The organism is Burkholderia sp. Ac-20384, from assembly GCF_017104605.1.
In the GTDB taxonomy this organism is placed as follows: Bacteria; Pseudomonadota; Gammaproteobacteria; order Burkholderiales; family Burkholderiaceae; genus Burkholderia; species Burkholderia lata.
The window spans coordinates 1-14,729 of the sequence record NZ_JAAGPE010000095.1 but is presented as its reverse complement, the minus strand read 5'-3'; the positions used below and the strand labels follow the sequence as shown (position 1 = coordinate 14,729).

The 14,729-nt window shown below is 60.1% G+C and carries 11 protein-coding genes; 8 read left to right on the top strand and 3 right to left on the bottom strand.

Features of this window, described 5'->3' with window-relative positions; genetic code table 11:
- The first annotated feature begins 1 nt into the window (after position 1).
- The 5 genes from G3O00_RS19260 to G3O00_RS19240 are packed head-to-tail and all read left to right on the top strand — an operon-like array spanning position 2 to position 7,125.
- Positions 2-2,731 (top strand): toxin VasX, encoded by a 2,730-nt coding sequence (locus G3O00_RS19260; RefSeq protein WP_206143978.1) that lies wholly within the window; start codon positions 2-4, stop codon positions 2,729-2,731.
- A complete protein-coding gene (locus G3O00_RS19255; RefSeq protein ID WP_206143977.1) occupies positions 2,728-3,813 on the top strand; it encodes a hypothetical protein in 1,086 nt (361 codons plus the stop codon). Before G3O00_RS19260 ends, G3O00_RS19255 begins: the two co-directional genes overlap by 4 nt.
- Positions 3,814-3,835: 22 nt before the next feature.
- Positions 3,836-4,921 (top strand): hypothetical protein, encoded by a 1,086-nt coding sequence (locus tag G3O00_RS19250; RefSeq protein WP_206143976.1) that lies wholly within the window; start codon positions 3,836-3,838, stop codon positions 4,919-4,921.
- Between the two features lie 22 nt (positions 4,922-4,943).
- Positions 4,944-6,026: a hypothetical protein gene (locus G3O00_RS19245; RefSeq protein ID WP_206143975.1), complete on the top strand. Its 1,083-nt coding sequence runs from the start codon at positions 4,944-4,946 to the stop codon at positions 6,024-6,026.
- Positions 6,027-6,048: 22 nt separating this feature from the next.
- Positions 6,049-7,125: a hypothetical protein gene (locus G3O00_RS19240; protein ID WP_206143974.1), complete on the top strand. Its 1,077-nt coding sequence runs from the start codon at positions 6,049-6,051 to the stop codon at positions 7,123-7,125.
- Between the two features lie 302 nt (positions 7,126-7,427).
- On the opposite strand, the gene betA is transcribed toward G3O00_RS19240, so the two are convergent.
- From betA to betI, 3 genes are read right to left on the bottom strand one after another with little or no spacing between them, the layout of a single operon-like run.
- Positions 7,428-9,128 carry a choline dehydrogenase gene (gene betA / locus G3O00_RS19235; RefSeq protein ID WP_174931250.1) on the bottom strand — a complete coding sequence of 567 codons (1,701 nt, stop codon included), beginning with the start codon at positions 9,126-9,128 and terminating at the stop codon, positions 7,428-7,430.
- Positions 9,129-9,153: 25 nt separating this feature from the next.
- Positions 9,154-10,623 (bottom strand): betaine-aldehyde dehydrogenase, encoded by a 1,470-nt coding sequence (betB, locus tag G3O00_RS19230; RefSeq protein ID WP_089448234.1) that lies wholly within the window; start codon positions 10,621-10,623, stop codon positions 9,154-9,156.
- A 32-nt stretch (positions 10,624-10,655) separates the two neighbouring features.
- On the bottom strand, positions 10,656-11,240 hold the full coding sequence (gene betI / locus G3O00_RS19225; protein ID WP_011354164.1) for a transcriptional regulator BetI: 585 nt from the start codon (positions 11,238-11,240) through the stop codon (positions 10,656-10,658).
- Positions 11,241-11,960: 720 nt separating this feature from the next.
- Between betI and G3O00_RS19220 the strand changes: the two genes are divergently transcribed.
- The 3 genes from G3O00_RS19220 to G3O00_RS19210 all read left to right on the top strand — a co-directional run.
- Entirely contained in the window at positions 11,961-12,863 is a 903-nt protein-coding gene (locus tag G3O00_RS19220) for an alpha/beta hydrolase (protein ID WP_011354165.1), read from the top strand.
- Between the two features lie 67 nt (positions 12,864-12,930).
- The gene (locus G3O00_RS19215) at positions 12,931-13,500 is read left to right on the top strand and encodes an isoprenylcysteine carboxylmethyltransferase family protein (RefSeq protein WP_011354166.1); all 570 of its coding nucleotides are present in this window, start codon (positions 12,931-12,933) and stop codon (positions 13,498-13,500) included.
- A gap of 17 nt (positions 13,501-13,517) precedes the next feature.
- Positions 13,518-14,729 (top strand): nucleotide disphospho-sugar-binding domain-containing protein (locus G3O00_RS19210; protein WP_241025222.1); only part of this gene is annotated, 1,212 nt, incomplete at its 3' end.

The following is a 14,729-nucleotide window of genomic DNA, read 5'->3' as shown; positions in this document are numbered from 1 at the left end:
CATGGCAAGCCAGTACAAAAAGGCGCTCAGCCCGGACCATCCCAGCGAGAAGCGATGCGGCAAAGCGATCTCTCCGCCGCCTTGTGAGCATGGGCTGCCCATTTATCCGTTGCGATATGGGGTGGCGGAAGCCCCTTGCCACCCGGGTACGGCGCTGACTAGCCCGTATCCGGTGCTCTCGGGCGACAAACAGCAGGGCCTTCGTATGTTGCGCCCGAACGGTTTCCTCTATCTCTGCTATTTCGAGAACGGGCGGATGTGGACCCGGCAATACCAGGTGCTCGAGAATGGGCGCCTGATCGTCTTATGGTGGACGGAGAAGGACTATCAGGTTGAGGTGCCGGGCCGCCATGCGCGAATCGATGGCGGCAGCGACCGCCCCTATGTACTCGTTCCCAAGAAGCAGGCAAGCGGATCGGTATGGCTGATGGTCAGCGACAGCATGCTCAGCCATCGCGCGCTGTACGACCTGGAAAGTGACGCCGCAAAGCGAAAACTGCTGATGCGCGAGATCAAGCCAATCGGCGGCAAGCAAGCACACTGCTTTGGCGCGGATCAACTGCCTCAGGCGCTGCCGGAGCTATCCGGAAAGGTTTATCCCTGGAGCGTCAGCATGCCGAAGAAGGCGCCCGGGCAGCCCGTCGCGGATGCCATGCGCGTTGCGGCACTGCCCGAGAAGAACGTCGACCTGCTTGCCGTGGCGCTACCCGATCCGGTGGGTATGTTGATGGACCTCAACCAGTTGGTGGGTGCTGCGCTTCAGGATCAAATGCCGTACGTGACGGAGGCCGCGCGCAAGCTGAGAGTGTGGGAAATGATCAAGTCGCTTGCCGAGGCGGCACGACAGCATGCGATCGACGAAGCGGTGAGAAGTGTGACGGTCGGGGGTATCAGGACGCATGCGGACTATCACATTCAGCGCGGTAAAGACGCCTACGCCAGCCGTATGCGCTTTGCCAACATCCGGGCTTACAACGCGTTTATCGAGCAACATCCGAAGCGGTTGGCCAGTCTTCAAAAAGCAGTGGATGTCGCGGCAGCGGATTTGTGGGAGGTTTTTCAGTCGGTCGAGCGCGCATACCAGGCACTGCTGACGCTGTACGAAAGTAAGGATATCGAGCAATTCATCGATAGGCGTCAGGTTGGTGCGTGCACATTGACCGGACTGGTCCATCTTCCGAAGGGCGAAGCGTATCTGAACACTTGCGTGACGAAGGATGGGTTGACGGGGTGGTTGCGCGATCTTGTTCTGGGACATCCGTTAGTCGGTGATTGGGTGGATTGGCGTAACAGCACAGCGGTGGCCGGTGGTCTCGTCAATGACACAGCGATCGAGCGTGCGCAGGCCGTGTTGAAGTCGATTCCGGCGGATGCATCGTCGCAGCAACTGAGTGCCATGATTGGCGCGCTGGTGGCCAGGAGAAAATTGCGTAGTCCGGCGCAATTCTGGACGAGTGCATACCGTCCTGCGTTGGAAGCACTCGATGGCGAATTGGCCGTCGCCAAACCTGTGAAGCTGAAGGAGGCGGGCACTTGGGTGCGCGATAAATTAGGAATCCAGGGGGGAGAAGGTTTCCGACCGAGCACCGTTGCCCATAAGGCCAACGAGATGATCGCGCTGTACGAGACGCGCGACGTGCAGCAGGAACTGAGTAAGACGGCCGACGTATCTGCCAAGCTTCAGCGCGCTCATAACACGCGTGTGGGCATCGGCGGGCTTGCTGTCATGGTGTCCACTTATAACGCGGCGGTGACTTTCAATGCATTGGGTAGAGAGGATGGGTTGACTTTGGCGAATGCGTTGGATGCGGGCGGGAAGGTGCTTGGACTTGGGTCGAGCGGTTTGTTTATGGCGCAGGTTTATCAGAATCGGTTGGCGGATTTGGCAAGGGAGGCAGGTCAAACGGCAAAAGCTGACTCCCTTTCTGAATTGGCGAAGCGATTGGAACTGCAGGCGATTGGCGTGGCAGCGGTTGCGGCGTTGGTTATGGCCGGCAGGGACTTTTATGCCGCAACAGGAGGCCCCGAGAAAGGCGGGGCCGCCGCCTGGAGTGTTGTTAGCAGCGCGGTTGCAGGAACAGCGGCGACCTTTGGCGGCCTCTATGTCCTTGGAAAGGTGCGACTGGATTTGTTTGTCCACCTTGCCAGATCTGGTGTTGCGGTTGCCCGCGTTCCACTTGCAGTCGTAGGAATGGGCACCGGCCCCTTAGGTTGGACATTGCTTGTGCTTGATGGCCTCTACTCAGTAGCTCGCGTCATGCATGATCGCGTTGCCGCTGAACAAGCGGTGACCGAGTGGATCGCCCGTAGTATTTGGGGTAACCGGCGCAACAGTAGCTACTTCGATCGCACACGGCTAGAGCCATATAAAAGCGATGATGCGGAACTGCAAGCATTCTATGAATTATGCCTCAATCCAACCATTACGACCGATGTGCAGGTTCTCAATACCATCGGGACATTGACGATTCCGGGGTTGGGGGATTTGCGTCGTATAACGGTCACTTTCCCGGGGTGGAAATCACAGGTCAGCAAATACGAGTTGAAGCAGGTTCATGGCGCATTTGGGAGTGTTGCTACGTATAACGATCCAAATCTGGTGGTGGAGCAGGCGGGTGTCGGCGTTCTCACGTTGTCGAGCGATACATTGGTTGGCCGAACGGCAGTCGAATATTGGCCAAACGATTTTACCGAACCGCAGCGCAAACTGATCGAAAGCAATTATCTTTGAATATGACTCGGGACGATTCCACCCTGCAACCGACAGACGCGGCCGGTTTCGAAAAGCAGATCGAGGTATTACGCGCTCAACGTGACCATATAGATTTGCCCGGTATTACGCTGGCGATGTGGCCGCCTAGTATATGTTTCCGCGATGACGTGTCTGATCCGTGCATGTTTAACGAGCGCTACATCGAGCCGGATTTCTGGCGCGGACGATGCTCACTCGTCTTGTACTTCTGCGCACTGATGCACAACTTCATTCTTACTTTGGTCATCTATGGATTATTTGGTGATTCGGTGGCGGCGAACCTTGCTCGAGGAAACTATCTTGCTGCGCTACTTCCTAGTGCACTGTTCTATGCATTCTTCTTGCTGATTTTGGGATATTTTTTTTGGATCTGTTTTCTCGGGGCAACCACTTCGACACTTCGATTCAATCGAATGGCGCAGGTTATCCACGTGCCTGGAATAAAAGGCGAGGTTTTGAACCTGAATTGGCGTGATGTGCGTCCCTTTACGGAGACGGGGCAAAGTTTGAATGGTTATTTTCAGTTGCGCCTTTATTTTCCTCAGCCTCGACAAATGTTTTTGAATGTATCAAAAGAATTTATTCGTAGATATTACAGTCGGCCATTCAATGTGGGTGGTAATTTTGCTTCAGGTGACAGTACAACCTTTTGGGCAAATTTAGATCGCCTCGAATTCATCCGCCGCTACATGGAGTTCGGCCTGGATGCGATTCAGCCTGACGAGCAAATGCGTAGACTCGGTCGTGTGCGTAAGCCGAGCGGTTTCCTTGGGAGTTTGCCGAATCCGGACTGGTGGGACCTGTATGTCAGTCGTCCCATTATGCGGTTGCTCTACTTGTGTGCGACAGGGCCACTGATTGACTGGTGGGTGACACGTAAAAAGGCCGCGTATCGCTGGTCGGATGAGGTGGAGCGCTTGTGTGCGCCGGATGCAGACCTGAGCGAATTTGATACGACACCGGTCAAATCCCGTACGGATGTTTTCTACCGCTATGCCGGTGAGCGCGGCTATGAGTTTGTCGATGCCAAGGGGCAACCGATTCACACGCCTATCTCCTGACGCGAGAGCCGAGCAACTACCTATGAGCATGACTCAGGATGATCCCACCCCACAGCCGACGGACGCAGCCGGCTTTGAAAAGCAAATTGAGGCGCTGCGAGCAAAAAGCGATCACATTGGACTGCCTGGAATCACGCTGGCCATGTGGCCGCCCAGCGTGTGTTTCCGCGACGACGTGTCCGATCCGCGTATGTTTAACGAGCGCTACATCGAACCGGACTTCTGGCGTGGACGATGTTCATTGGTTCTGTATCTCTGCGCGCTGATGCATCACTTCGTCTTTGTCTTGGTTGTCTATGGATTATTTGATGATTCAGTCGTGGAACATCTTGCTAGAGGGAGCTATTTTGCAGCGTTTCTTCCTAGTGCTTTATTCTATGCATTTTTTTTGATTCTGTTGGGATATTTTTTTTGGTTTTGCTTCATTGGTGCAGTATCTTATCCTCCGCGGTTCAACCGACAGGCGCAGATTATCCACATGGTTGGGGTGAAGGGGGAGGTTTTGACTTTGAATTGGCGTGAAGTGCGACCATTTACGGAAATTGGGCGAAGCTTGAGTGGTAGTTTCAATTTGCGCCTGTATTTTCCTCAGCCACGGCAGATTTTTGGAAGTGTTTCAAAGGAATTTATTCGTAGTTACTACAGCCATCCATTCAATGTGGACAGCCATTTCGATTCAGGCGATGGAGCGACCTTCTGGGCTAACTTAGATCGCCTCGAGTTCATTCGTCGCTACATGGAGCACGGTCTGGAGGCGATTCAACCCGATGATCAGTTGCGCAGGCTCGGCCATGTGCACAAGCCAAGCGGCTTTCCGGCCAGTACACCCAACCCGGACTGGTGGGACTTGTATGTTGGTCGTCCCTTTGTGCGTCTACTCTATTGGTGCGCGACAGGACCGTTGATCGACTGGTGGGTGACACGCAAGAAAGCCGCCTATCGTTGGCCCGAAGAGGTGGAGCGCTTGTGTGCGCCAGATGCGGATTTGAGTGCCTTTGACACGACGCCGGTCAAATCCCGGACGGATGTTTTCTACCGCTATGCCGGCGAGCGCGGCTATGAATTGGTCGATGACAAGGGGCAACCGATTCACATGCCCATTTCCTGACGCTAAAGCAGAGCAACTACCCATGAGCACGACTCTGGACGATCCCACCCTGCGACCGACAGACGCGGCTGGTTTCGAAAAGCAGATTGAGGCGCTACGTGCTCGAAGCGACCATATCGACTTGCCAGGCATCACGCTGGCCATGTGGCCGCCTAGTGTATGTTTCCGAGATGACGTGTCGGATTCACGCATGTTTAATGAGCGCTATATCGAGCCGGATTTCTGGCGCGGGCAATGCTCAATGGTCCTGTATTTCTGTGCTTTGATGCATCATTTCATTCTTGCATTAGTCATATATGGATTAATTGACGATGATGTAGTGGCGCGCCTCGTTCGAGGAAATTATCTCGCAGCCATTCTCCCTGGTGCTCTTTTCTATGCATTTTTCCTGGTGCTGTTGGGGTATTTTTTTGGGATTTGTTTTTTGGGGGCAATTTCCCCCTCAATGCGATTCAATCGGCAGGCCCAACTTATACATTTGCCTTGGGGCGATCAAATACTCCATCTTAGATGGTGCGACGTGCGCCCGTTTACAAAAATTGGTCAGACGTTGAATGGTCGCTTCAGTCTTCGGCTTTGTTTTCCGCAACCCCGTCGCACTTTCCACAAAGTATCTAAGGACTATATTCGTAAGCGATACAGTGAGGCGTTCGATATAGGAGGCAACTTTGCTTCAGGCGATGGCACGACCTTTTGGGCCAACCTGGATCGTCTTGAGTTCATCCGTCGCTACATGGAGCGCGGCCTGGAAGGGATTCAGCCTGACGAGCAAATGCGTAGGCTCGGGCGCATGCGCAAGCCGAGCGGTTTCCTTGGGAGTCTGCCGAATCCGGATTGGTGGGACCTGTATGTCAGCCGTCCCTTTATGTGCCTGCTCTACTGGTGCGCGACAGGACCGCTGATCGACTGGTGGGTGACACGCAAGAGAGCCGAATATCGCTGGCCCGAAGAAGTGGAGCGCATGTGCGCCCCGGATTCAGATCTGAGAGAATTCGACACGACACCGGTCAAATCCCGTACGGATGTTTTCTACCGCTACGCTGGCGAGCGTGGCTATGAGTTGGTTGATGCCAAGGGGCAACCAATTCACGTGACTGTCTCCTGACGCAATAGCCGAGCAACTACCTATGAGTACGACTCACGACGATCCCACCCTGCAACCGACAGATGTGGCTGGTTTCGAAAAGCAGATTGAGGCGCTACGCATTCGAAGCGACCATATAGGCTTGCCCGGAATTACGATGGCGATGTGGCCATCCAGAGTTTGCTTTTCTGACGATATGTCGGATTCGAGTATGTTTAACGAACGCTACATCGAACCGGATTTTTTGCGGGGGCAGTGCTCGTTGATTATGTACTTCTTCGCACTTGCACATCACCTCACACTTGTGGCAGTCTTGTATTCACTATTTTCGACTGGAGGGAATGATAAAGTAATTACTTTTGTTGATGTTGTGCAGTCTGCTTTGACTTACTTTGTTTTTCTATTTGCTTACGGATTCATATTTCGACTTGCGGCTTTGGGAGCGACGTCGCCGTCGCATCGCTTCAACCGTCAGGCGCAGCTCGTGCACATTCCATGGGGTGATCAGACACTGCATCTGAGGTGGCGGGATGTAAGGCCGTTCACTCAAATTGGACAAACATTGAATGGTCGCTTCCGCCTTCATCTGTATTTCCCTCAGCCAAATCTGAGATTTGGTAGTGGGTTATCCAAGGCCTTCATTCGTAAACGTTATAGCGAGCCATTTGATTTAGAAGGCGATTTCGCCTTTCGAGATGGCACTATATTTGGGGCTAATTTGAATCGCCTCGAATTCATCCGCCGCTACATGGAGCATGGCCTGGAAGCGATTCAGCCCGATGATCAATTGTGCAGGCTCGGTCGTGTACACAAACCGAGCGGCTTTCCGACTAGTACACCGAACGCGGATTGGTGGGACTTATATGCCGGTCGTCCCTTTGTGCGTCTACTCTACTGGTGCGCGACGGGGCCACTAATCGACTGGTGGGTGACACGCAAGATGGCCGCCTATCGCTGGCCCGAAGAGGTGGAACGCTTGTGCGCCCCGGATGCAGATCTGAGCGAATTCGATACGACGCCGGTCAAATCCCGTACGGACGTTTTCTACCGCTATGCCGGTGAGCGCGGCTGTGAGTTGGTCGATGCCAAGGGGCAACCGATTCACACGCCCATTTCCTGACGCTAAAGCCGAGCAACTACCTATGAGCACGACTGAGGACGATCCCACCTTGCAACCGACAGACGCGGCCGGTTTCGAAAAGCAGATCGAGGTAAATGTCAGGACAATCCTATCCTACAACCGACAAGCACGATCGGGGTCGATAAGGATGTCGATGCGCTGCGTGCTCGAAGTGATTTACCGCAAGCACGCAGCGCATCGCTACTGACCGGGAAGAGGAGCGTCTTCAAGCGGGCATGGCTGGGATACAGCGGACTTCCGCGTCTCCCAGCCATGCCCGTCTTAGTAATCTCCCGCCGTCGTCAAACCGTCTCCGGCTGCCGCACAGCCTTCGCGATGTTACGAGCCATCACCCCATTCGCAACAAAGTAAGGCACATCCACCCGCGCAAGCGCTTTGCGCCCGCGAATCTTGTCCGCGATCTTCTCGGCGATCATGATCGTCGGCGCATTGAGGTTGCCGGTCGTGATGATCGGCATGATCGACGCATCGACGACGCGCAGGCCCTCGAGCCCGTGCACGCGACCTTCTTCATCGACCACGGCCATGTCGTCGTAACCCATCTTGCACGAGCACGACGGATGGAACGCGGTCTCCGCGCGGGCGCGCACGAACGCGTCGAGTTCCTTGTCGGACTTGCAGTCCGCACCCGGATTCAGCTCGCGGCCGCGATATCGATCAAGCGCGGGCTGCCGCATGATCTCGCGCGTCGCGCGGATCGCGTCGCGGAACTCGCGCCAGTCGAGTGCTTCCGCCATGTAGTTGAACAGGATGCTCGGATGGTCGTTCGGATCGCGCGAGCGCAGCTTCACGCGGCCGCGGCTCGGCGAGCGCATCGAGCCGACGTGCGCCTGGAAGCCGTGCATCTCGATTGCGTTCGAGCCGTTGTAGTTGATCGCCACCGGCAGGAAGTGATACTGGATGTTCGGCCACAGATCGTCGTCGCGCGTGCGGATGAAGCCGCCCGCCTCGAAGTGGTTGCTCGCGCCCAGGCCGGTGCCGTTCAGCATCCATTCGAGGCCGATCTTCGGCTGGTTCCACCACTTGAGCGCCGGATACAGCGAGACCGGCTCCTTGCACTCGTACTGGATGTACATCTCCAGGTGATCCTGCAGGTTCTGGCCGACGCCGGGCAGGTCGAGCACGACGGGAATGTCGAGTTCCTTCAGCCACGCGCCGGGGCCGACGCCCGAGCGCTGCAGCAGTTGCGGCGATGCGATCGCGCCGCTGCATACGAGCACTTCGCGCCGCGCATGCGCGGTCGCGCGTTCGCTGCCGCGCAGGTACGTGACGCCCGACGCGCGCTTGCCGTCGAACAGGATGCGATCGGCGAGCGCGTGCGTGACGATCTCGAGGTTAGGCCGCACCTTCGCCTGGTCGAGGTAGCCGCGCGCGGTGCTGGCGCGACGGCCCTTCGGGGTGACGGTGCGATCCATCGGGCCGAAGCCTTCCTGCTGATAGCCGTTCAGGTCATCCGTGCGCGGATAGCCGGCCTGCACGCCCGCATCGACCATCGCCTCGAACAGCGGGTTCACGCCCGGCTTGCTGGTCGTGACCGACACGGGGCCGTTGCCGCCGTGGTAGTCGTTCGGGCCGACGTCGCGCGTTTCGGCTTTCTTGAAGTACGGCAGGCAGTCGAGATACGTCCAGTTCTCGAGGCCCTTGTGCGTCGACCAGTTGTCGTAGTCGAGCGCGTTGCCGCGGATGTAGCACATGCCGTTGATCAGCGACGAGCCGCCGAGCCCCTTGCCGCGGCCGCATTCCATCCGGCGGTTGTCCATGTGCGGCTCGGGGTCGGTTTCGTACGCCCAGTTGTAGCGGCGGCCCTGCAGCGGGTAGGCGAGGGCGGCCGGCATCTGCGTGCGGAAGTCGAAGCGGTAGTCGGGGCCACCGGCTTCGAGCAGCAGCACCGTCACGTCCGGATCTTCCGTCAGGCGCGTTGCGAGCACGTTGCCCGCGGAACCTGCGCCGCAGATGATGTAGTCGTATTCGCGTGTCGTCATGACGGTCAGTCTCCTTTCGTGATCCTTAAAACACCGGGTTGTAGCGGCCGAGCTCGACCTGCACCGACTTGATTCGAGTGTAGTGCTCGAGGGTCGTGATGCCGTTCTCGCGTCCGACACCGGATTGCTTGTATCCGCCAACCGGCATCTCGGCCGGCGATTCGCCCCACGTGTTGATCCAGCAGATGCCGGCTTCGAGGCGATGGATCGTGCGGTGCGCGCGCGACAGGTTCTCGGTCACGACGCCGGCCGCCAGGCCGTAGTGCGTGTCGTTCGCGCGGGCAATCACTTCGTCCTCCGATTCGAAATCGAGGATGCTCATCACCGGCCCGAAGATTTCCTCGCGGACGATCTTCATGTCATCGCGGCAGTCGCCGAACACGGTCGGCGCGACGTACTGGCCGCTGCCGAAGTGGCCGTCGGTGAGGCGCGTACCGCCCGCGAGCAGCTTCGCGCCTTCGGCCTTGCCGCTCTCGATGAAGCCGAGCACCTTGTCGAGCTGCGCGGCCGATACGAGCGGGCCGAAGTTGGTGTCGGCATCGGTCGGCTTGCCAACGCGGATGCGCTTCACGCGTTCGAGCACCTTTTGCGTGAATGCATCCTTGATCGAGCGATGCACGAACACGCGCGTGCCGTTCGTGCAGACCTGGCCCGAGCTGAAGAAGTTGGCGGTCACCGCGATGTCGGCCGCACGGTCGAGATCCGCGTCGTCGAACACGATCAGCGGCGACTTGCCGCCGAGTTCCATCGTCACTTCCTTCAGCGACGACGCGCCGGCCAGCGACATCACCTTCTTGCCGGTTTCGACGCCGCCGGTGAACGACACCTTCGCGATGTCAGGGTGGCCCGTCAGCAGCGCGCCGACCGAGCCGTCGCCCTGCACGACGTTGAACACGCCGGCCGGCACGCCGGCTTCCGTATAGATTTCCGCGAGCTTCAGCGCGGTGAGCGGCGTGACTTCGCTCGGCTTGAACACCATCGCGTTGCCGGCCGCGAGTGCGGGGGCCGTCTTCCAGCACGCGATCTGGATCGGGTAGTTCCACGCGCCGATGCCCGCGCACACGCCGAGCGGCTCGCGGCGCGTGTAGACGAACGACTCGGCGCGCAGCGGCACCTGCAGCCCTTCGATCGCGGTCGCGAGGCCCGCGTAGTACTCGATCACGTCCGCGCCGGTGACGATGTCGACCGCGAGCGTCTCGCCGATCGGCTTGCCCGTGTCGCGCGTTTCCAGTGCGGCGAGCTCGTCGTTGCGCTCGCGCAGCAGGTCGACGGCGCGGCGCAGGATGCGCGAGCGCTGCATCGCGGTCATCGCGGCCCATTCACGCTGGCCTTCCTGGGCGGACGCGACCGCGCGGTCGACGTCGGCCGCGCTGGCCTGCTGCACCTGCGCGAGCAGTTCGCCGGTGGCGGGATCGAAGGTGTCGAAAGTCTTGCCGCTCGTGGCGTCGACGTAACCGCCGCCGATGTAGAGGCGCTGCAAACCGAATACGGACATGAGGATCTCCTTGAGGGCGACTGCGTGACGCGTCAGTCGGACGCGAGCAGCAGGTCGATGTAATCGTGAGCGAGCTTCAAGGCAGCCCGGGTGTCGATCGGGCCGCCGGCGAGTGCGCCGCGCAGCCACAGGCCGTCGATCAGCGCGGCGAGGCCGCTGGCGGCTTCGCGTGCTTGGGTGCGCGGCAACGCCTTCGCGAATTCGGCGCACAGGTTCGAATGGAGGCGCCGCGTGTTGACGTGCTGCAGGCGCTTGAGCATCGGGTCGTGCATGCTCTGCGACCAGAACGCGAGCCATGTCTTCATCACGGGCGCGCTGACCTGCGTGTCGTCGAAGTTTGCGGCGACGATCGCGCGCAACCGGGAGCGCGGATCCTTGCGTGCCGCCACGCGGCGGTGCGTGGTGGCGGACCACAGGTCGCGCAGCACGTGCCGCATCGTGGCTTCGAGCAGGCCGTCCTTGTCGCCGAAGTAGTGGCTGACGATGCCCGTCGAGATGTTCGCGCGCTGCGCGACCGATGCGAGCGTCGTGCCGGGCAGGCCCGCTTCGTCGATCGACCGCAGCGTGGCGTCGATCAACTGTGCGCGGCGAATCTCCCGCATTCCGACTTTCGGCATCGCGACTCCTTTCGCCCGGACGGGCCGTCCATGGAAGTCGAGAGCTTAGCGGTTTTTTATTGATCGTTCAATCAACAAAAAATCGGGGTCTGACGGCGGAGGCGGGTTCCCGGCCGGTGAACGAGGCCCTCGATCGCACGTTGTGCAGGTGCGGAAAAATAATTGAAAGATGATTAAAAATGCTGGAGTTTGTTTAAAACGCTTTCTGAAGAGAGCGATCAATCCGGTTAATCGTTGCGAGTGTCGATGCGATTACGGAATGAAAGAGTATTGAGCTGTGTGATATTCGGTTAAGCACGGAAGTCGGTTCGCGAAACGACGTCACGATTCATTCATGGAAATCCGTTTTAAATAAGCGAATGAAACTACATAACGTATTGATTATGAATGGATATATTGGGATTAAACGGGGATCGACTGCGGCTCCGCAAACGATTGCGATCACCCTCGAAGGAATTCCGCTTACCATAAAAAATCAGCGAATAATTTGAATCTGCCGCATTTCCTGACCGAGTAGAGGGTATCGTTGGAATGACTTGAGTAAGTAATATTGTCCGTATTAGTATGGCGCCGCACTACGAGGAATGAATCGATGCCGCCGGTATTGCCGCGGTGCATTGGCCAACAGCGCGATTCGGATTGCGCGCGAAAACCGGCGCAGTCATTGCGCACCTGCAGCATGCCGCGACGTCGAGACGCCGCATCCACCGGAGAACGACGATGCTGACCGAAAAACACGTGGTCCCGCTGCCGAATGGTCTGAAGGTCTACGTCGAACGGAACGTGTTCGACCCGGCGTTCGACACGGCGATGCTCGTCAACGGTGCCCTCGCGACGACCGCGTCGTTCGGGCAGACCGTCCAGTATCTCGGCGAGCGGATCAACACGATCTGCTTCGACCTGCCGTATGCGGGGCAGTCGCGCCAGCACAACCCGGGCTGCTTCATCCTGACGAAAGACGACGAAGCCGCGATCCTGCAGCACCTGGTCGAGCGCTTCGCGCCGGCGTACCTCGTGTCGGTGTCGTGGGGCGGCGTCGCGTCGCTGTTCGCGCTCGCACGCGGCTGCCCGAGCGTGCGGCGCGCGGCGATCTGTTCGTTCTCGCCGTTCCTGAACGACGCGATGGTCGACTACGTGACGCGCGCCCGCGACCACATCGCGGCCGGCGAGAACCTGAAGGCCGCGCAGCTGCTGAACGATACCGTCGGACGCTACCTGCCGCGCATCATGAAGCTGTACAACTACCGCTATCTCACGCGCCTGCCGCGCGACGAGCAGGACCAGGTCGCGTTCCACGTCGACCAGATCCTGTCGCTGCAGCCCGAGCGCTACTTCAGCGAGTTCTCGAACATCGGCTGCGAACTGCTGTTCCTGAACGGCGAGCGCGACGAATACACGACGCCCGCCGACGTGCGCCAGCTCGGCGCGCACGTGCCGCGCGCACGGTTCGCGACGGTGCCGGACGCCGGCCACTTCCTCGACATCGAAGGCCGCGCGCAGCGCGAATACACGCGCTCGGCGTTGCTCGACTTTTTCTGCGGCGGGTCGTCGCTCGCCGCCGGCATCGCGCTTGCCGCCGCACAGGCGTGCGCGCCCGCACCGATGCACGCGCTGTCGTCGTGACGCCGCACGCCGTGCGTGCGGACCGCGCGGCGCTCCCGAATTCCCATCCCAACGAGGCAGGCCAGCCGTGAATATCGTTCAGACCATCGCCATCGTCGTACCGTGGGCCGCGTGGCTCGCCTACTGGATCGCCACTTCGCAAGGCGTGAAGACGACCGTGCGCAAGGAAGCGTCGCGCTCGCGCACGTTGCAGTCGGTTCCGCTGATCGTCGGCGGCGCGCTGATCATCCTGCCCGATCCGTCGTGGCAGGCGCTCGTGCCGGACTGGCAGCGCTTCGGCCTGCAGGCGCAGTGCGGGCTCGCGGTGCTGGTGGCCGGCCTGCTGTTCTCGGTGTGGGCGCGGCTGCACCTCGGCACGAACTGGAGCGTGTCGGTCACGCTGAAGGAAGACCATGAGCTCGTCCGCACGGGGCCGTATGGGCTCGTGCGTCACCCGATCTATACGGGCTGCCTGATCGCGCTGGTCGGCGCCGCACTGATCGGCGGCGAATGGCGCGGCGCGATCGGCGTGCTGCTCGTGTTCGCGTCGCTCGCGTACAAGGTGCGCGTCGAGGAAAGCTGGCTGACCGGGTATTTCGGGCCGGCGTACACGCAGTACCGCCGCGAAGTCGCGGCGCTGATTCCCGGCTTCTACTGAACCCCGCGAGGCGCGCGATGGCGAAGATGATCGTGACCGCGATCGGCTCGGCGGGCGACGTGCATCCGCTGCTCGGCGTCGCGCGCACGCTCGCGGCGCGCGGTCACGACGTCGTGTTCTGCACGCATGCGCCGTTCGAGGCGACCGTGCGGCGTTGCGGGTTCGCGTTCGTGCCGATCGGTACGGCAGCCGAATACGAGGCCGCGATGGCGAACCCTGCGTTGTGGGATTCGCGCACGTCGTTTCGCACGCTGTGGCAGGTGATCGCACCGACGCTGCGCCCGCATTACGACGCGCTGCGTGCGCTGACCGACGGCGACACGGTGCTCGTCGGCACGCTGTGGGCGTTCTCCGCGCGTTTCATGCAGGAACTGCACGGTACGCCTTACGTGTCGGTGCAGGTATCGCCGTCGACGCTGCTGTCCGCGCATGCGCCGCCGACGCACCCGCGCCTGACGATTCCCGCGCGCTGGCCGTTGCCCGTGAAGGCGGCGCTGATGACGCTGATCGAGCGCCAGGTGCTCGATCGCGCGTGCGGCCCCGCGCTCAACGCGGTGCGCCGCGATCTCGGGCTCGCGCCCGCGCGGCGCGTGCTGGGCCGCTGGCTGCATTCGACCGACGGCGTGCTGTGCCTGTTTCCCGGCTGGTTCGCGCCGCCGCAGCCGGACTGGCCGTCGAATCACCTGCAAAGCGGTTTCCCGCTGTTCAACGATATTGCGACCCCTGAAGAAGATGTGGCACTCGATGCGTATCTCGCGGCCGGTGAACCCCCGGTCGTGTTCACGGCCGGTTCGACACGCGTCGATCACGCGGCCTACGCGCGCGCGGTGGCGGACGCGCTGCGCGCGACCGGCGCGCGCGGGATCCTGCTGACGCCGGACGATGCGGCGCCGGACAGTGACCGTTTGCTCGTGCGCCGCTTCGTGCCGATGCGCACGCTGCTGCCGCGCTGCCGCGCGCTCGTGCATCACGGCGGGGTCGGCACGGCGGCGCTCGCGTTCGAAGCCGGGATCGCACAGGTCGTCACACCGTTCGCGCACGACCAGTTCGACAACGCGCAACGGGTCGCCGTGAGCGGCTGCGGCGTGCGGGTCGACGGCCCGATCGTGCTGAAGCTGCTCGGCGTCGCGTACCTGCTGTTCCTCGCGTGGAAGATGTGGACCGCGCCGACCGAAGCAGGCGCCGACGACCTGCCGCGCGGCCAGTCGCCGTGGCGCATGTTCGTCGCG

What these genes read in the sequence shown, in the direction of transcription:
- G3O00_RS19260 (WP_206143978.1), top strand. Translation starts at nt 2, where the DNA reads ATGGCAAGCCAGTACAAAAAGGCGCTCAGCCCGGACCATCCCAGCGAG.
- G3O00_RS19250 (WP_206143976.1), top strand. Translation starts at nt 3,836, where the DNA reads ATGAGCATGACTCAGGATGATCCCACCCCACAGCCGACGGACGCAGCC.
- G3O00_RS19245 (WP_206143975.1), top strand. Translation starts at nt 4,944, where the DNA reads ATGAGCACGACTCTGGACGATCCCACCCTGCGACCGACAGACGCGGCT.
- G3O00_RS19240 (WP_206143974.1), top strand. Translation starts at nt 6,049, where the DNA reads ATGAGTACGACTCACGACGATCCCACCCTGCAACCGACAGATGTGGCT.
- betA (WP_174931250.1), bottom strand. Translation starts at nt 9,128, where the DNA reads ATGACGACACGCGAATACGACTACATCATCTGCGGCGCAGGTTCCGCG.
- betB (WP_089448234.1), bottom strand. Translation starts at nt 10,623, where the DNA reads ATGTCCGTATTCGGTTTGCAGCGCCTCTACATCGGCGGCGGTTACGTC.
- betI (WP_011354164.1), bottom strand. Translation starts at nt 11,240, where the DNA reads ATGCCGAAAGTCGGAATGCGGGAGATTCGCCGCGCACAGTTGATCGAC.
- G3O00_RS19220 (WP_011354165.1), top strand. Translation starts at nt 11,961, where the DNA reads ATGCTGACCGAAAAACACGTGGTCCCGCTGCCGAATGGTCTGAAGGTC.